The sequence below is a fragment of the Bradyrhizobium genosp. P genome (assembly GCF_049949265.1).
In the GTDB taxonomy this organism is placed as follows: Bacteria; Pseudomonadota; Alphaproteobacteria; order Rhizobiales; family Xanthobacteraceae; genus Bradyrhizobium.
In genome coordinates this window covers 4,033,525-4,049,375 of record NZ_CP188195.1, presented here as the reverse complement: position 1 = coordinate 4,049,375, position 15,851 = coordinate 4,033,525, and the positions used below count along the sequence as shown (strand labels likewise).

Here is a 15,851-nt window from a genome sequence, read left to right as displayed (position 1 = left end):
GGAATTGCGGTGGCAGTGCGCGAAAGGCCGGTCCTCGCTCTCGAGTTCATGTCCTTCAACTGCTGCTCGGGATCTTGCGGCGCACCGCCTCTACGCCGGCGTCGGTGACACGATAGGTCCGGCCGCCCTCCGGCACGATCCAGCCCTTCTCGACCATCCCGGCGATGGTGCTCGGACCGACGCCGGCGGGAAACCGGCGGCCGTTCGTGATCGCGTCGATCGCCACCCGTTCGAGATGCGTGGCGACATGCGAGGGACGCGCCCGATAGGCTTTTGCAATGATGAGGATCGACAGGACTTCCGCGCGCCGCCGCACGGCCGACGCGCGGCGGGTCAGCTCATTGCTGATCTCAAGGGCATTCTTGCCGGCTTTGGCGAGCGCCCGGAGCTTTTCATCCTCATCAAACGTCCAGCGCCGCACGCTCCCCATTTGGCCCCCATCGCCCGGACACGCTCCATCTGGAACCGATGCATACGCAGCCGAAGCTGATTTGTCATGTGACTTTCGGCACCTCTTGATGTGACGAAGGGGACTGTTGGCCACGTCATCTCTGCGACGGACGCACCAAAACGAATCTGCCAGCGACCGGCTCCTCGCAAGGAGCCGGTCGCTGCACGTTAAGTCTCATGAGAAGGACTGGTGCTTGCTTGTTTAGTGCTTGCTTGGCTCGAGCACCACGATAAGGCCGGTCGGTTCCGGCTCATGCGGCTGCAGACTCGTCAAGGACGCGTCGCTCCATTCGGCGAGACTGACGACCTCGCCGGCCTGGCCGTCGATGTCGCGCGTTTCCGCGGGCTCGAGAACCTTGAGACCGCTTCTGTCGACGAAGAAGGTGTGGTCTCCGAAGACACTGTTCAATCGGGCGACGGCGGGATGATCCTCGGGAAGCACCTCGGCCTCCATTTGCATCATCGTCCGTTTCACCTGTTCGGAATTTAGCTTCATCCGCTGCTCCTGTCTGGTTCTGATGTTGGCTGGTTCCTCCCCCGCTTCGCCCGTTTCCTCAGGGTCTCAACTCTCGAACCGATCCCGCACCGAAACGTTCCCGCACCGCATGCGGTTTGATCGCGCGTCGTAGGTTCCCACGACGCGCCGTCACGATGGCATGCTCCGAACGCCGATGAGCTTGAGCGGTTTCCGTTTCCGATCGAATCCGAAACCGCCCAAGATTCTTGGTTGACGCGTTTTCTTCACGCGAACCGGTATCCACTTCGCTCGAAAACGCTCTAATGCAGCCGCGCGGCTCTCGCTTTCGCCGCCTTCAGCGTATTCTCCATCAGGCACGCGATCGTCATCGGGCCGACACCGCGCGGCACCGGCGTGATGGCGCCGGCCACCAGCACCGCCTCATCGAAGCTAACGTCACCGCGCACCGCGTAGCCGCCGTCAGGTGTTTGCACGCGGGTGGTGCCGACATCGATGACGATGGCCTGCGGCTTGATCCAGTCGCCGCGCACCAGTCCGGCCTTGCCCACCGCGCTGACGAGGATGTCGGCCTGGCGGCAGATGCCGCTGATGCCTCTGGTGTGGATGTGGGTCTGCGTCACGGTCGCCTGCTCTTTCAGAAGCAGCGCGGCCATCGGCTTGCCGACGATGTTGGAGCTTCCGATCACGACGGCATGACAGCCGGTGAGATCCGGCCGGATCGACTTGATCAGCCTGAGGCAGCCGAGCGGCGTGCACGACACCAGCGCATCGCCACCGTGGAACAGGCGACCGGCGTTGAGGGCGTGCAGACCGTCGACGTCCTTCGACGGATCGACCGCGGCCATCACGCGCAAGGCGTCGATATGCGCCGGCATCGGCAATTGCACGAGGATGCCGTCGACATCGTCGCGCGCGTTGAGCCTCCCGATCAAAGCGAGCAGAGCGGGCTCGCCGGCATCGTGCGGCAGCAATTCGACCTCGCCGCGCAAGCCGAGCCTCTCGGCCATCCTGATCTTGCTCTGCACATAGATGTGGCTGGCCGGGTCGTCGCCGACCAGCACCACGGCAAGCCCCGGCGCACGGGGCATCCGATCCAGTTCGGCTGCGATATTGTCGATGAGTATCTGGGCGTGTACGTGCCCATCCAGAATGATCGCCGTCATGGCACCTCCGATTTCGAAGCGGTGCCCAGGCGCGCGGCGTCAGTCTCTGCGCTCCCCGATGGTGGTCCATCCAAGCGCCAGTCGCGCAGATGGCACGGTCATAGCGGTCCGGCCAGACAAACGCAAATAACCGCACGAGCGGGCGAGGCTCGTCATGGTTAAATAATACCGCTAAAGTCTGGGGTAGGATTTACCAGAAAGTTGCGATAAGTCACGGCGCCGGCCGTGCTTTTCCGATCCCCGGCACCTCCTTCCGGTCATCACGCCATTTCGGACATTTCGACATGAGACAGATCATCCTCGCGCTGGCACTGCTGTGCCCCGCCGCCGCGCTTGCCCAAGGAACTGCACAAGGAACTGGCCCGGGAACCGCCCCGCCTCCCGGCACCGCCCAGCCGGCCGCCTCGCCGCCGCCGATGGTCGGCGACAAGCCGCTGGTCCAGGTCGGCAAGAAGCCGGCCGCCAAGGAGGGCGAGAAGGCCGCCGCGCCGGGCAAGCCGCAATCGGTCGCGCTCAAGCTGCAGGAATGCGGGGATATCGACGACGCGACCAAGGACCGGCTGAATTGCTACGACGCGATCTTCAAGCCGCAGCCCAAGCCGAAGGCCCCCGTCGCAAAGGGCGTCAACGAGTGCCGTTTCCTGAAGGAAGAGGACGAGCGGCTGACCTGCTACAACGGTTTCGCCGACAAGATCCCGCGGCTGCCGCGTTAACCAACTTCGCCGCCGCGACAGCGGCGGCAAAATCCGGCTACCAGGTGCCAAATCCGCTGAATAGCCCGAAGTGCGGCTGCTGCTGAGCGACGCGATATGGCTGGTACTGGTATTGGCCGGGCTGAGCGAAGCGCTGCGGCTGCGTCGGCAGGCGAGCCCTGGCGACCCTGTGCTTCTTCGGCGCCTGCACCGGCTGGAGCTGCGCCTGCTGCTCGGGCGGCTTCGCCTCGGCCGCCGCGGGCTTGCCGCGAGCGTCGTTCTTCGTCTCGGGAATAAACTGGGCAAAGGTATCGCGGACACGTGCCTGAGCCGACGTCTCACGCGCGGGCGCAGCCGCGGCGACAACGTTAATCTGCGGCGGGACGATGGTCGGCAGGTTGGTGTCATACACCACCCGCTCCGGCAATTTCTGGGTCGACCTGATCCGGACTGTGCTTCGGTCGAAGCTCGGCGACGACGGACCGGTCGCGGCGACCACGGTCTCCTGTGGGACAATAGCGTCGAGAGCAAACAGCAGCGCGAGCAGAACTCCGCCGACAAACAGGAAATAACGCGCTACAGGCATTTTGGTAGCTCCCCCCGCGCCACGGGCGCGGTTCATCTCACCTGGAACGCGACGACACTGGTCATCGCGCGCCGATCTCATGGTTTACGCATGATCCCCCAGGAACGGCCATCCGCGCCGCCGGGTCATGCTCCAACTGGCGATCTATCAGTTAGTTCCTTGCCGCCGTTTACGGTTCACCCCGGGCAGTCACTTTTTCGAGATGCAGGGTTTAGAGGCGGCTCGCGGTCGTCACGGAACATTTCGCTTTAGTTGCATTAATATTTACGAATCCGATCAACATCTGCTGATAGGTCTTGCGGCTCTTCATGGCGATGGTGTCGCTGATCAGGCGCTTGCGCTCGGTCAGGGGGCTGCCGTCGCGGCGGATGAAGGCACAGGCGATCTCAATATCCTTCACCGCGAAGTCGTTGGCATTGCGGAGCGTCAGGGTCACCAGCGCCTTCGAGCCGAGGCCGCCCCGGCGCCACGATTGCGACGCAATCCGCAACCTGTCGAGCGGCGACTTCTCCGGCTTGGGCTCCGGTGCTGCCACCGGTGCAGATGCTGCCGCCGGCGCAGTGGCAACCCCGGCTGTGGCGGGCTCATCCGCCGGTGTGCTTGCAGTTACAGCTTTGCCGGGCTGACCTGCGGCCGATACGTTTTCGGTCGAGCCGCTTTGTGCCGCGAGGATGATCACGGGGGACGCCGGCGCGTCGTCCTGATCGTCGGCATCGCTCGGATCGGGGAGCATCAACCATGCCGCAAGTCCGGCGACGGCGATCAGCGGCACGATCAGGCTTATGCCAAGCCTCGTCGTGCCAGGACGTCCAAAGCCACGAAACGACGCCCAGCCGATCCGCATTGTCGTGCCCTCACCCGGCGACGGCGGCAGCCAAGCCGCCGCGCATGAAAAAAGCCATACGGCGCGCCGCACCGTAGGGTTCCAGGGACGACGGCCGCGGTACGGGCGCCATGGTCAGGACAATTGCTGACAGCCAAAATGGTTTCATTTGGCACGGCGATATTGCGGCTGACGTCGTCATGCAGGGATGGAATTGCACCGGGCCGGCCGCTAGATTTGTGCAGCGTCCGAACGCGCGGCGCGAGCTCAGCGCGCAACAAGAATAACCAAGGAGATCGCGATGCCGACCGTGACCTGGGACCACATCCACCTGCGCAGTCCCGATCCCGAGGCGACGGCGAGCTGGCTCCGCGACATCCTCGGCGCCGAAATCATCCGCGGTCCCGGCCGCATCGATGTCCAGCTCGGCGGCGCCAAGGTGTTCATCGCGGAAGTGAATGCCGGCGACGGCGTCAACGCGGCCCCGGTGACGCCCTACCAGGGGCTCGATCATTTCGGGCTGACGGTGAAAGACATCGACGCCGTTGCCGCCGAGATCAAGGCCAAGGGCGTCGAGTTCACAAAGGAGCCAACCACCATCCGCCCCGGCGTACGCATCTGCTTCATCCGCGGTCCGCAGGGCATCTCGATCGAGCTGCTGGAGCGCGACAAGAAATACGCGTGAGCGCAATCAAGCTTTGCGGCAACGGGCGACGCAAACCTTGCCGTCACCCCCGGCGCAACGGCTTCGCGGTTGCGCCGGGATCACGGGGGGCCTCGCAGTCTCGTCTGCTACGTCATGCTGCCTGGCATGAAGCAGCGGATCGTCACGCCCATGTAACCGCGGATCGGCCACACCATGGTGCGACCGGCCCGATTCGGTTCGGTGATCACGGCCTCCTCGGGCACGTCGATCCACTGGCCATCGAGACGGACGCGATAGTGTCCATCCTTGGAGTCCCAGTCGACGTCGCTGACCGCGCTGCCGTCGGCATCCGAGCAGCACGGCCCCTTCCCGCTACGCAAACCATCGAACCATTGCTTGAGCGGCGAATTGGCATAGCGGCCATCGGGATCGCGCGCCTGTGCGAACTGCACGGCCGTCACCGACACCAGCGCTATCAGGCCGAGCTTCAGGGGCGCCGTCACACGACCGATACGACGCCGAGCCGAAGTTCCATTTTCAGTACGAGGGCGGGCCAAACGGCCGCCGGAATCAATCCAGTCTGCCATGTGTTTCTTGCTCCAGCACTCACCGGCCAGTGCAACCAGAGCTATGCATTTCGCGGGCCAGAATGATTCGCGCGCATGGTCCGCAGTCATTGCGCCGTCACACGGGCTGGCAGGAACCGAGGGTCCACCCAACTGTACTCGCCCCGGAATCGACCTGCCGCGTTGCGCGAAGGTGCGCGCTTTGGCATAAAAAACCAACCGGCTTTCTGTGGGCGCGGCGGCCGGCGATCGGGGCGATATGAAGAACGGGCTATATTCGATTCACGTGACCCTGCTGGACGGACGCGCCGGCAAGGGCAGCGGCGTGATCCTGTTTCGCGATGGCCAGATTTTCGGCGGCGATGCCTATCTCTATTACACCGGCAGCTACACGGTGAAGGGTGACACCTTCAAGGGCGAAGTGCTCGTGCAGCGCCACACCACGCCGCGCGAAAACGACAATCCGCTGTTCGGCGGCCCCGCTCCGGTCGGCGTCGGTGTCACCGGCACCTTCACCGACACGCGCGTCATCATGACCGGAACCGCGCTGGTCGGCAAAGCGAGCCAGATCTTCGGCGCCACGCTGCACAAGCTCACCGACATCAACTAGAGCCGATTCCGTTCCGATGGAATCGGAACGGGGCTCTAGATTCCTTGTTTTGACGCGTTTTCTTTACGCGAACCGGTATCCACTTCGCTCGAAAACGCTCTCGCGATTGGGAACGTCGGCTCGGGGCGCAGCTACTCCGCCGCCTGCTCCAGCGGAGCTGTGCGGGGCAGGATGATCTGGATGCGGGTGCCGTTGCCCGGTGCGGAATCGAGCGCGAGTCGGCCGCCGAGGCGGGTGGTGACGATACTGTAGACGATGTGCAGGCCGAGCCCGGTGCCGCCCTGGTCGCGCCGCGTCGTGAAGAACGGGTCGAAGGCGCGGCGGCGCACGTCGAGGCTCATGCCGCAGCCATTGTCGGCGAAGATCACCTCAACGTTGTCCTTGCCGGATGAGCGCACCTGGATGTCGACCTGGCCTGCCTTGCCGTCCGGAAATGCGTGCGCGACCGCATTGAGAAACAGATTGGTCAGCACCTGGCCATACGGCCCGGGATAGGAGTTCATGATCAGGTTCGGCTCGCAATCGACGTTGAGCGTGAGGTTGTGCTTGCGCAGGCCGGGCCGCAGACTCATCACCACCTGCTCGGTGAGATCGCCGAGATCGAAGCTGCGCTGGTCCGAATAGTTGCGATCGGCGGCGACCTGCTTGAACGACTGGATCAGCTCCGCCGCGCGGTTCAGATTGGCGACGAGCTGAGACGACGCATCACGGGCCGTTTCAAGGAAGTCGTTGAGGGCGGAACGGCGGAGATCGCCGCGCCCCACCTGGCCTGCGAAAATCGCGGTCTTGCGTTCGAGCGCCGAGGCCACCGTCAGGCTGATGCCGACGGGGTTGTTGACCTCATGGGCAACGCCGGCCACCAGCCGCCCGAGCGCGGCGAGCTTCTCGGCCTCGATCAGCGAGTTCTGGGTCTCACGCAGATTGCGCAGGGCTGCTTCGGCGGAATCCTTCGCCTTGCGCATCTCCTGCTCGGAACGCTTGCGCTCGCCGATGTCGAGCGCGACCGTGACGATGTTCTCGATCTCGCCCTGCGCATCGAGGATCGGCAATTTGTTGACCAGCCATTGCCGCATGTTGCCGGCGGAATCCTTGTACTCCTCCTCGTAGAAACCGAGCTCGCGCCGCGCCGACAGCACGCGCTTGTCGTTCTCGTCGGTCTTGGCCGCGCCGTAACGCGACATCAGATCGGAGGTGGTCTGGCCAGTTGCGTCCTGCGGCTCGACGCCGAAGATGCCGGCCATGTAGCGGTTCATCATCACATAGCGCAGCTCGCGGTCCTTGACGTTGATGACGGCGGGCACGGTGTCGATCACCATCTGCAGCAGGCGGCGGCCTTCAGCGATCGCATCCTCGGCACGCTTCTGGTCGGTGATGTCGCGCACCGTACCCTCGTAGCGGACCACCTCGCCCTCGTCGTTGCGCACGGCGGTGGCGGAGTCCGACAGCCACAGCACGGAGCCTTCGCGCGAGCGCACCTGGTACTCGTAGTCGCGCACGATCCCGTCGCGCTGCATCAATTGCTGGTACTGCGTCCGCGCCGCCGGATCGACATAGACGCCGGAGGCGATGTCGTCGATGCCGCTGATCAGGTCCTGTGGCGTGGCGTAACCCATCATCCGCGCCAGCGCCGGATTGGCGTTGAGCAGCGTCCCGCGCGGCGTCGTCACATAGATGCCTTCGACGGAGGATTCAAACAACTTGCGGTAGCTCTCCTCGGCAAGCCGCTGCTCGGCGAGCGCGCGCAGCGCCGCCTCGCGCGCGGTGTCGGCATCGACAAGGGCCTGGCGGAATACCTCGGCGGCGCGCGCGATATCGCCGATCTCGTTGTCGAGATCGGCGCCGGGGATGAACGCGTTCTTCTCACCCCCCGAGACCCTGCGGATCGAGCGTGCGATCTTGGCCAGCGGACGGACGGTGCGGCGAACCACCAGCGCCGCCGCGAACAGGCCGATCAGGACGCCGGCTGTGCCGAGCACGATGCTCTGCCACTTTGCCTCGGCCAGTGTGCGTGCAAAATCCCGCGACAATACGTGGCCGCGCCTTGTGCTGAGTTCGCGCAGCAATTCGGTGACGCGCTGGATCAGCCGGCCTTCCTCGCCGAGCACCTCCTTGTCGATATCGGCGATCTGCCCTTCCCGCACCGAGATCGCAATGATCGCCCCGGCGTAATTGTCGACCGCGGTCCGCAAGGCGGCATCGGAAATGGTCAGCGCCCGCATGCTCTGCGCGGCCCGCTCGGCGGCGGACGTATTGTGCGCGAGCAGTGCGGTAGCGATCTGGCTTTGGGTTTGCGACAGCGTCGTCGCCAGGCCCGGATCGGCGCTCGCCGCGATCGCATTGTCGAAGTCGTCGCGCAGCGGCGGCAGCCCGGCGACCAGTTCGGAGCGGCGACTGAGGAGCGTCGAGATGCGATCGATGCCGCCGCGATAGGTCGCAAGCCGCTGGGTGACGCCGTCGATCATCTCCTGCTGCTCGGGCGCCAGCTCGATGCGGGTCTTCTTCAGCGTCTCGCTCAGCGATTGAGCCGCTTGCGCGACCTGGGCCGACTGGCTGCCGGGCTCGGTGACGAAGTCTCGCGCCGCAAGCCGCAGCTCGTTCATGCGGCGGTCGATATCCTCGGCGATGTCGCCGATGCTTTGCAATCGCTGCAGCTCGACAAAGGTCGTGTCGATGTGGCGGATCGCGACCACGCTCGCGGTCGATGTGATGATGATCACGGCCAGGACCAGCAGGAAGCTGCCGAACGTGAGCTGTCCGATCGAGAGGGAAAACGCGCGCGGCGCTTGCGAATTCGGCGGCAGTTCAGCGGTCATGTCATCGAGGCCGGGGTCCAGTCGGCCGCAATATACGGGAATTTACGGGCTGTGGGGAACAGGCTGACGCGGGTGGACAGCCGGCCCGTGCAGCTGAAGGTGATTTGCGTCACGCAGGTGACGCAGGCTGCCCCAATCCGGGCCAAGACCCGCACAGGGTCTCCGGCCCGGGATATCGGGCCTCCAGACAATCTCAGGCTGTAGCGGTCCAGCGCGCCGGGATCGTCATCGCGGCCACGCCGATCACGACGCAGGCCAAGCCGATCCAGGCCGTCGGGCTCAGCCGTTCGCCGAGAAAGACGACGCTGAGCGCCACCCCGATCGGCACGCGCAGATAGGCCTGCGCGGTGGTCCCGACCGAGCCGAGGGTCTGGATCAGGCGGAAGTAGATCACGAAGGCGATCGCAGTCGAGAACACCGCAAGCGCCAGCAGCGCCAGCAGCGAAGTCGTGGACGGCGACAGCATCCAGGGCCGTTCGACCGCGAGGCTGAGTGGAATGAGTATCGCAGCGCCGGCAATCAACGAGCCTGCCGCGGGCGCCATCGGATCGAGGCCCCTGAAGCCGCGGCTGAAGATCGCGGCACAGGCGTAGCAGATGGTCGCCACGACGATCGCGATCTCGGCAACGATCCCACTGCCGAGATCGCGGAACGCGTCGACACCGACGACGAGGCAGATGCCGGTCATGCCGGCGACCACGCCGAACAGTTTTCGCGGGCTTGCCGCCTCGTGGCGGGTAATCGCGACCGTGAACAGGAAGGTGAAGATCGGCGAGGCCGAATTGAGGATCGTGGTCAACCCGGCGTCGACCATGCTCTCGCCCCAGGCAATCAGTGTCCACGGGATCACACTGTTGAGGCAGGCCTGGAAGATGAAGCGGCGCCAGGTCGCGAGATCCGTCGGCATCTTTACGCCGCGCCAGCGCATGATGACCAGCAGCAGCAGGCCCGCGATCGTCGTGCGCGCCGCAATCAGCGTGATCGGCGGAATGGTCGCAACGCCGAGCTTGATGAAGGTGTAGGACCCGCCCCAGAGCGTGGCGAGCGCGAGCAGCAGGGCCAGCTCGAAGGCCATGTTGGGCTGTGGCGAGGAGGTGTTCATGGCAGCGGTTCCGTCTCGAAGATGCGGACGGAAACTACATCGGCAGAAGGCGGTGATCCTTCGGTACAGACCGAAGTATGCTTTCGACTGATCTGGCTATTCTTTCTGCGTCATGGCCGGGCTTGTCCCGGCCATCCACGACTTTCTTGCTGTACCCAAGACGTGGATGCCCGGGTCATAGGCGAACGGAAGCGACGCCGTCCTTCAGACGGCTGTGCCCGGGCATGACGAGGGAGAGAGATGAACCCTCTACCCCATCGCGCCGACGTCGAAGACCTCGCCGTCGTAGCCGGCCTCCTTGGGGATGCGGAGCTGGCGGCCGGTCGCGGTCTTGGTCATGACCGGCATCACCGTGACGATCGATTTGCCCGCGCTGTCGGCGAGCGCGGCCTCGACGCTGCCCTGCTTGCCGAGCCTGATCAGATTGCGCGTGGTCGGGAAAGGCAGCTTGAAGCGGCCGGTCTCACCGCCCTCCAGCGCCTCACGCGGCGACACCCAGACCGAGTCGGTCGACTCCTTGCCGTCATGGGCGCCGAGCTGCTCGGGGGGAGCCGCGGCGAGGAAGAACCAGGTGTCGAAACGCTTGGGCATGCCTTCCGGCGTGATCCAGTGCGCATAGGGCACGAGCTCGTCGAGCGCGAGCAGCATGCCGTTGTCGGTGAGCACCTTCAGGAAGCTGATCTTGCCCTCGTTCAGGTCCGCGCGATGCGCGACCGCAATCTCGCTGGCGCGCTTGGCGTCGACCAGATCCTTCGATCCTTTCGGACGCGCCAGCAGGATGCCGCTCTCTTCAAAGGTTTCGCGGATCGCCGCGATCCGGAAACCGAGCGCGTCGGCGTCAAGCCCTTCCCCGCCCGAATAGAGCGCGGGGTCGGCCGCGATCTCCTTGTCGTTCTTGTCGACGCTGCCGCCGGGAAACACCAGCGCACCCGAGTTGAACTCGATCTGGTGATGGCGGACCATCATGAAGACTTCGACCTCGGCGCGGCTCTTGCCGTCGCCGGCGGCAGCCTTGCCGTCACGCAACAGCAGCACGGTCGACGCAAGACGCGGAGCGACGATCTCGGTCATGCGCTAGCCCGCCGCGCTGGATTGCGGTTGCAGGTTGGCGCGGCGATCGACGCTGGCCACGCGCGACAGCAGATAGTCGACCTCCGCCCTCGCCTGCGGCGTGATCACCGCACCCGGCTTGCGCTGGGCGCTGGACGAGATGATGCCGCGCTTCTGCAGCACGTATTTGCGCACCGTGAGGCCGACGCCCGGCTGCTGCTCGTAGCGCATCATTGGCAGATGGGCGTCGAACAGATCGTGCGCAGCGTCGCGCTTGCCGGCCTTCGACAGATTGACCACGTCGATCAGGAGTTCGGGGAAAGCGTAGCCGGTCATCGCACCGTCGGCGCCGCGCTCCATCTCGAAATCGAGGAACAGGCCGCCATTGCCGACCAGGATCGACAGCGGCCGCAGCGAGCCGTCCTTCTGGAAATTGCGCAAGGTCGAAATCTTCTCAAGTCCCGGCCAGTCCTCGTGCTTCAGCATCACGCAGGACGGCGAGTCCATCACGATCTTGCGGATCACCGCGGGCGTGAACACCACGGTCAGCGTCAACGGATAGTCCTGCAGTACCCAAGGAATGTCGTCGCCGATGGCTTCCTGGGCCTGCTTGAAATAGCTGACGATCTGGTCGTCGGTGCGCAGGTTGGGCGGCGGCGCGATCATGACGCCGGCGGCACCCGCATCCATCGAGGCCTTGGCCAGCGACCGCATGGTGGCAAAACCCGGGGCAGAGACGCCAACGATCACTTGCAGCTTTTTGGCGCGCTTGATGAAGCGGAGCGCGACCTGCTCGGCCTCGGCGGCGTCGAGCTTCGGCGCCTCGCCCAGAATGCCCAGCACGGTGACGCCATCGCAGCCGACGTCGGTGTAGAAATCGGTCAGCCGGTCGATCGAGGCCTCGTCGATGCGGCCATCGTCATGAAACGGGGTCGGCGCAATCGCGAAGGTGCCTGCGGCCTGGGCGGTGAGTTTTGTCATCTAGTGCATCCATCCTATTCCGTCATTCCGGGGCGATGCCTCAGCATCGAACCCGGAATCTCGAGATTCCATAATGCGCAATTGCGCATTGGGGTTCACGCTTCGCGTGCCCCGGAATGACGGTATACATCAGAACCGCCGGGCGCCCATCTTGATCTGCTCCTCGGAGAAGAAGATCTCCTTGGCGTGGCTGACGATGTCCTCGGCCTTCCAGCCCGAAAATGGCGGCTTCCAGCCGTCCATCTCCATCATCCGCATCTCGCGGACGCCGCGCGGACCGGAGACACCGAGGACCTTGCCGGTCTGGTCGCCCGACAAATCGCTGACCATGTATAGCACGGCCGGCGCGATGCCGTCGGGACCGAGGGCCGCGCCAGGGTTCTCCTTGTAGCGGGGCAGGTCTGCGGTCATGCGGGTCAAGGCACCCGGCGCCAGTGTCCAGATCCGGATATTGTACTTACGGCCTTCGATCGCGAGCACGTTGGAGAGGCCCCAGATGCCGCCCTTGGCCGCGCCATAGTTGGTCTGGCCGAAATTACCGATCAGGCCCGAGGTCGAGGAGGTGTTGACGATGACGCCGCCGCCGTTGTCGCGCATCCATTTGAACACCGGCTGGGTGCAGCAGAAGGTGCCTTTGAGATGCACCTTCATCACCCTGTCCCAGTTCTCTTCCCTGGCCTTGTGGAAGGTCTCGTCCAGCAGAATGCCGGCGTTGTTGACCAGGATGTCGGCGCGGCCGAAATTCTTGATGGCGTCGTCGAACACCGACTGGCCACCGGCCAGGGTCGAGATGTCGGCGCCGTTGGCGACCGCACGGCCGCCCTCGGCCTTGATCGCGTCGACGACCTTCTGGGCCATCGACTTGTCGGCGCCCGAGCCGTCGCGCGGTCCGCCGAGGTCGTTGACCACAACCGCCGCGCCTTCGCTTGCGAAGAGCTTTGCGTAGGCCTCACCGAGCCCGCCGCCGGCTCCGGTGATGATGGCGACTTTTCCGTCGAGTAATCCCATGGTTTCTTCTCCCGTTATTGCTGCTCTTCCTTACCTCGCCCCGCTCGCGGGGAGAGGTCGGATCGCATCGCAAGATGCGATCCGGGTGAGGGGGTACAGGTCTCACCACGTTCACAGCCTGCGGTGAGAACCCCTCACCCCAACCCTCTCCCCGCAAGAGCGGGGCGAGGGAGCCGACGGCCTTCGCTTGTGGCTACGCCAGCACCGTCCTGCCGCTCTTGATCACGGTGACGCCGCGCGATTTCACCTTGGCCTCGAACGACACCACATTGCCGTCCTTCCACAGCTCCATCGTCACGGTCTCGCCGGGAAACACCGGCGAGGAGAACCGCGCCGCGTGCTGCTTGAAGGCGGACGGATCGTAATCGGCATAGGTTCGCAGCACGCCGCGGCAGGTGATGCCGTAGGTGCACATGCCGTGCAGGATCGGTCGCGGGAAGCCGGCCTTCTTCGCAAATTCCGGATCGCTGTGCAGCGGATTGCGGTCGCCGCAGAGCCGGTAGATCAGCGCCTGGTCCGGCCGCGTCGTGATATCGACGACCTGGTCGGGCGCGCGCTCCGGCACCTTGTGCGGCTCAGGCTGGCCTTCCGACGGTCCACCAAAGCCGCCGTCACCGCGGGCGAAGCGCGAGGCGACCAGCGTTGCGAGCTTCTCGCCCTTCTCGTCTCTCAGCACGGTCTGGTGACGGATCACCGCGCCCTTGTCCTTGCCCTTGTCGAAGGCGTCGAGCACCGTCGAGTCGGCCGTAATGTGGGCCGCGGTCGCGAACGGCTTGTGAAAGGTGATGTCACGCTCGCCGTCGACCACCATCACACGATTGAGGTTCATCTCACCGGGACCGGCGCCCCAGGCGGCGACGGACGCGAACGTCGGCACCACTTTCAGTGCACGCGGCGTCAGCGTGCCCTCGTTGACGAAAGCGAGCTCGTTCTCGTCCATCGGATCGGCGCCAAGCCCGATGCCATAGGCATAGAGCATCACGTCGCGGTCGGCGTAGCTGTATTTTTGGCCGAGATTCTTCAGGGCCATCAGCTGTTCGTACACGATCGGCATTGTCGTTTTCTCCCGAGAACTCTTTTTCTCAACGGTGCCCGTTGAAGTGCCCTCTCCCCTTGCGGGAGAGGGCTGCACCGGCATCAAACGCAAACTCGTTTGGGAGAGGGGTTGCCTCCGCACAGAAACTCCATACGTGGAGAGAACCCCTCTTCCGGCAGCTGCCGTAGCCGATGCGAAGCATCGGCGTTAATTGGACGGCGGCCAAAGGCCGCCTACGCACCTTCCCCCGCAAGGGGGGAAGGTACTTTTTAGGCCGGCGTGAAGAACGGCAGCGGCGCGCCGTCGGTCGGCTTCCACACCACCTTCACCTTCTGGCCGATCTTCACCTGCTCCAGATCGCAATCGACGATGTTGGTTTGCAGCGAGGGGCCTTCCTTCAGCGTCACATAGGCTATCGCGTAGGGACCGGTCGGCGACTTCCGCATCAGGCTGTAGGTGTAGACCACCGCCTCGCCCGACGCCTCCTCCCACACCGTCTTGTCGGAGAAGCAGAACGGGCAGATCGAGCGCGGAAAGTAATGCGGCTCGCCGCAGGCGGTGCAGCGCTTGATCATGAACTTGCCGGCCTTGGCCGCCTCCCAGAACGGCGCGGTCTCCGGGTTGGTCACCGGGGCATTGTACTTCTTCGCTTCAGACATCACGCACGCTCCAGGATGCAGGTTGAGGCGGCGTGGCGAACGCCAAGGAGTCCACCGGTGCCGTGCGCAATTGCGAGATCGCAATTCGGCACCTGCACCTTCGGATGCGCCTCGCCGCGCAACTGCCTGACAGCCTCGAGGATCTTGGTCATGCCGCCGCGGTTGACGGGGTGGTTGCTGCAGAGGCCGCCGCCGTCGGTGTTGAACGGCAGCTTGCCGACGCCGGAGATCAGATTGCCGTCGGCGACGAACTTGCCGCCCTCGCCCTTCTTGCAGAAGCCGAGGTCTTCGAGCTGCATCAGGACGGTGATGGTGAAGCTGTCATAGATCGAGGCGTACTTGATGTCCTTCGGCGTCACGCCCGCCTCCTCGAAGGCACGCGGACCGGACCACACGCCGGCAGAGTAGGTCAGATCGAGATCCTTGCCGCCGCGCGGGCCCTTCATCGCTTCGCCATGGCCGATCAGGCGCACCAGCGGCTTCTTCAGGCTCTTCGCGATCTCGGGCGTGGTGACGATCATCGCGCCGCCGCCATCGGTGACGACGCAGCAATCCATTCGATGCAGCGGATCGGAGATCATCGGCGAGTTCAAGACGTCCTCAACCGTGACGACCTCCTTCAGCATCGCATGCGGATTGTATTGCGCGTGATGCGAAGCGGCGACCTTGATCCAGGCGAGCTGCTCCGAGGTCGTACCGTAGTCGTGCATATGGCGCATGGCACACATGCCGTAGGCATTGTGCGTGGTCGCCCCGTAGGCGGCCTCGAAATCGGCCTCGGCACCGGCGGCACGCGGCGGCATCGCCCCGGTGCGCGGCTTGCCCGCCAACGTGACCAGCGCGACCGAACATTTGCCGGCGGCGATCGCCTCGGCGGCATGGCCGAGATGGATCAGGTAGGAACAGCCGCCGGTCTCGGTGGAATCGACGTGGCGAACTTTTTTGGTGTTGAGACCGAGATAATCGACCATCGGCCACAGCCCGCCCGGCGCATCGCCGGCGCAAAAATAGCCGTCGACATCATCCTTGGTGAGCCCCGCGTCCTCGATCGCGCCCTTGGCGACTTCGGCGTGAAGCTGTGCGGTTGATTTATCGGGTGCGTGCCGGGTGGGATGCTCATAGATCCCGGCAATGTAGGCCTTGCCCTTGATGGTCAAATCATTCTCCGCTGGCGTTTCTTGATCCAGC

The 15,851-nt window shown here is 64.6% G+C and carries 17 protein-coding genes and 1 riboswitch; of the genes, 3 read left to right on the top strand and 14 right to left on the bottom strand.

Going from position 1 to position 15,851, the window contains the following annotated elements; genetic code table 11:
- Window positions 1–55: 55 nt before the first annotated feature.
- The 3 genes from ACP2YO_RS19665 to ACP2YO_RS19655 form a co-directional block, all read right to left on the bottom strand.
- Window positions 56–430, bottom strand: a complete 375-nt coding sequence (locus ACP2YO_RS19665; protein ID WP_426442314.1) for a hypothetical protein — start codon at window positions 428–430, stop codon at window positions 56–58.
- Between the two features lie 222 nt (window positions 431–652).
- On the bottom strand, window positions 653–946 hold the full coding sequence (locus ACP2YO_RS19660; protein ID WP_426442313.1) for a hypothetical protein: 294 nt from the start codon (window positions 944–946) through the stop codon (window positions 653–655).
- Window positions 947–1,227: 281 nt separating this feature from the next.
- Complete coding sequence (locus tag ACP2YO_RS19655; protein ID WP_426442312.1) at window positions 1,228–2,091, bottom strand: bifunctional 5,10-methylenetetrahydrofolate dehydrogenase/5,10-methenyltetrahydrofolate cyclohydrolase; 864 nt, start codon at window positions 2,089–2,091, stop codon at window positions 1,228–1,230.
- Between the two features lie 16 nt (window positions 2,092–2,107).
- Window positions 2,108–2,186: riboswitch (ZMP/ZTP riboswitch) on the bottom strand.
- A gap of 189 nt (window positions 2,187–2,375) precedes the next feature.
- Here ACP2YO_RS19655 and ACP2YO_RS19650 point away from each other — a divergent pair.
- On the top strand, window positions 2,376–2,804 hold the full coding sequence (locus tag ACP2YO_RS19650) for a hypothetical protein (protein ID WP_426442311.1): 429 nt from the start codon (window positions 2,376–2,378) through the stop codon (window positions 2,802–2,804).
- A 37-nt stretch (window positions 2,805–2,841) separates the two neighbouring features.
- Here ACP2YO_RS19650 and ACP2YO_RS19645 read toward each other — a convergent pair whose 3' ends face one another.
- Together ACP2YO_RS19645 and ACP2YO_RS19640 are read right to left on the bottom strand one after the other, a co-directional pair.
- The gene (locus tag ACP2YO_RS19645; protein ID WP_426442310.1) at window positions 2,842–3,369 is read right to left on the bottom strand and encodes a hypothetical protein; all 528 of its coding nucleotides are present in this window, start codon (window positions 3,367–3,369) and stop codon (window positions 2,842–2,844) included.
- 211 nt (window positions 3,370–3,580) lie between these two features.
- Window positions 3,581–4,213, bottom strand: a complete 633-nt coding sequence (locus tag ACP2YO_RS19640) for a hypothetical protein (protein WP_426442309.1) — start codon at window positions 4,211–4,213, stop codon at window positions 3,581–3,583.
- 280 nt (window positions 4,214–4,493) lie between these two features.
- Here ACP2YO_RS19640 and ACP2YO_RS19635 point away from each other — a divergent pair, with 280 nt between their 5' ends.
- Window positions 4,494–4,877 (top strand): VOC family protein, encoded by a 384-nt coding sequence (locus tag ACP2YO_RS19635; RefSeq protein ID WP_426442308.1) that lies wholly within the window; start codon window positions 4,494–4,496, stop codon window positions 4,875–4,877.
- Between the two features lie 107 nt (window positions 4,878–4,984).
- Here ACP2YO_RS19635 and ACP2YO_RS19630 read toward each other — a convergent pair whose 3' ends face one another.
- Window positions 4,985–5,425 carry a hypothetical protein gene (locus tag ACP2YO_RS19630; protein ID WP_426442307.1) on the bottom strand — a complete coding sequence of 147 codons (441 nt, stop codon included), beginning with the start codon at window positions 5,423–5,425 and terminating at the stop codon, window positions 4,985–4,987.
- 238 nt (window positions 5,426–5,663) lie between these two features.
- Between ACP2YO_RS19630 and ACP2YO_RS19625 the strand changes: the two genes are divergently transcribed.
- On the top strand, window positions 5,664–6,014 hold the full coding sequence (locus tag ACP2YO_RS19625) for a GrlR family regulatory protein (protein ID WP_426442306.1): 351 nt from the start codon (window positions 5,664–5,666) through the stop codon (window positions 6,012–6,014).
- 131 nt (window positions 6,015–6,145) lie between these two features.
- Here the strand turns inward: ACP2YO_RS19625 and ACP2YO_RS19620 are convergent, their stop codons facing one another.
- The 8 genes from ACP2YO_RS19620 to ACP2YO_RS19585 form a co-directional block, all read right to left on the bottom strand.
- Window positions 6,146–8,827: a PAS domain S-box protein gene (locus tag ACP2YO_RS19620; protein WP_426442305.1), complete on the bottom strand. Its 2,682-nt coding sequence runs from the start codon at window positions 8,825–8,827 to the stop codon at window positions 6,146–6,148.
- Between the two features lie 193 nt (window positions 8,828–9,020).
- Window positions 9,021–9,929 (bottom strand): DMT family transporter, encoded by a 909-nt coding sequence (locus ACP2YO_RS19615; protein ID WP_426442304.1) that lies wholly within the window; start codon window positions 9,927–9,929, stop codon window positions 9,021–9,023.
- A gap of 249 nt (window positions 9,930–10,178) precedes the next feature.
- A complete protein-coding gene (locus ACP2YO_RS19610) occupies window positions 10,179–11,000 on the bottom strand; it encodes an NUDIX hydrolase (RefSeq protein ID WP_426442303.1) in 822 nt (273 codons plus the stop codon).
- Window positions 11,001–11,003: 3 nt separating this feature from the next.
- Window positions 11,004–11,960, bottom strand: coding sequence for a dihydrodipicolinate synthase family protein (locus tag ACP2YO_RS19605; RefSeq protein ID WP_426442302.1), 957 nt, complete (start codon window positions 11,958–11,960; stop codon window positions 11,004–11,006).
- A gap of 129 nt (window positions 11,961–12,089) precedes the next feature.
- Complete coding sequence (locus ACP2YO_RS19600; RefSeq protein WP_426442301.1) at window positions 12,090–12,968, bottom strand: SDR family oxidoreductase; 879 nt, start codon at window positions 12,966–12,968, stop codon at window positions 12,090–12,092.
- 193 nt (window positions 12,969–13,161) lie between these two features.
- Entirely contained in the window at window positions 13,162–14,022 is an 861-nt protein-coding gene (locus tag ACP2YO_RS19595) for a MaoC/PaaZ C-terminal domain-containing protein (RefSeq protein WP_426442300.1), read from the bottom strand.
- A 251-nt stretch (window positions 14,023–14,273) separates the two neighbouring features.
- On the bottom strand, window positions 14,274–14,663 hold the full coding sequence (locus ACP2YO_RS19590) for a Zn-ribbon domain-containing OB-fold protein (protein ID WP_426442299.1): 390 nt from the start codon (window positions 14,661–14,663) through the stop codon (window positions 14,274–14,276).
- On the bottom strand, window positions 14,663–15,820 hold the full coding sequence (locus ACP2YO_RS19585) for a thiolase domain-containing protein (RefSeq protein ID WP_426442298.1): 1,158 nt from the start codon (window positions 15,818–15,820) through the stop codon (window positions 14,663–14,665). The genes ACP2YO_RS19590 and ACP2YO_RS19585 overlap by 1 nt, the downstream gene beginning before the upstream one ends.
- Window positions 15,821–15,851: the final 31 nt, after the last annotated feature.

What these genes read in the sequence shown, in the direction of transcription:
- ACP2YO_RS19665 (WP_426442314.1), bottom strand. Translation starts at nt 430, where the DNA reads ATGGGGAGCGTGCGGCGCTGGACGTTTGATGAGGATGAAAAGCTCCGG.
- ACP2YO_RS19660 (WP_426442313.1), bottom strand. Translation starts at nt 946, where the DNA reads ATGAAGCTAAATTCCGAACAGGTGAAACGGACGATGATGCAAATGGAG.
- ACP2YO_RS19655 (WP_426442312.1), bottom strand. Translation starts at nt 2,091, where the DNA reads ATGACGGCGATCATTCTGGATGGGCACGTACACGCCCAGATACTCATC.
- ACP2YO_RS19650 (WP_426442311.1), top strand. Translation starts at nt 2,376, where the DNA reads ATGAGACAGATCATCCTCGCGCTGGCACTGCTGTGCCCCGCCGCCGCG.
- ACP2YO_RS19645 (WP_426442310.1), bottom strand. Translation starts at nt 3,369, where the DNA reads ATGCCTGTAGCGCGTTATTTCCTGTTTGTCGGCGGAGTTCTGCTCGCG.
- ACP2YO_RS19640 (WP_426442309.1), bottom strand. Translation starts at nt 4,213, where the DNA reads ATGCGGATCGGCTGGGCGTCGTTTCGTGGCTTTGGACGTCCTGGCACG.
- ACP2YO_RS19635 (WP_426442308.1), top strand. Translation starts at nt 4,494, where the DNA reads ATGCCGACCGTGACCTGGGACCACATCCACCTGCGCAGTCCCGATCCC.
- ACP2YO_RS19630 (WP_426442307.1), bottom strand. Translation starts at nt 5,425, where the DNA reads ATGGCAGACTGGATTGATTCCGGCGGCCGTTTGGCCCGCCCTCGTACT.
- ACP2YO_RS19625 (WP_426442306.1), top strand. Translation starts at nt 5,664, where the DNA reads ATGAAGAACGGGCTATATTCGATTCACGTGACCCTGCTGGACGGACGC.
- ACP2YO_RS19620 (WP_426442305.1), bottom strand. Translation starts at nt 8,827, where the DNA reads ATGACCGCTGAACTGCCGCCGAATTCGCAAGCGCCGCGCGCGTTTTCC.
- ACP2YO_RS19615 (WP_426442304.1), bottom strand. Translation starts at nt 9,929, where the DNA reads ATGAACACCTCCTCGCCACAGCCCAACATGGCCTTCGAGCTGGCCCTG.
- ACP2YO_RS19610 (WP_426442303.1), bottom strand. Translation starts at nt 11,000, where the DNA reads ATGACCGAGATCGTCGCTCCGCGTCTTGCGTCGACCGTGCTGCTGTTG.
- ACP2YO_RS19605 (WP_426442302.1), bottom strand. Translation starts at nt 11,960, where the DNA reads ATGACAAAACTCACCGCCCAGGCCGCAGGCACCTTCGCGATTGCGCCG.
- ACP2YO_RS19600 (WP_426442301.1), bottom strand. Translation starts at nt 12,968, where the DNA reads ATGGGATTACTCGACGGAAAAGTCGCCATCATCACCGGAGCCGGCGGC.
- ACP2YO_RS19595 (WP_426442300.1), bottom strand. Translation starts at nt 14,022, where the DNA reads ATGCCGATCGTGTACGAACAGCTGATGGCCCTGAAGAATCTCGGCCAA.
- ACP2YO_RS19590 (WP_426442299.1), bottom strand. Translation starts at nt 14,663, where the DNA reads ATGTCTGAAGCGAAGAAGTACAATGCCCCGGTGACCAACCCGGAGACC.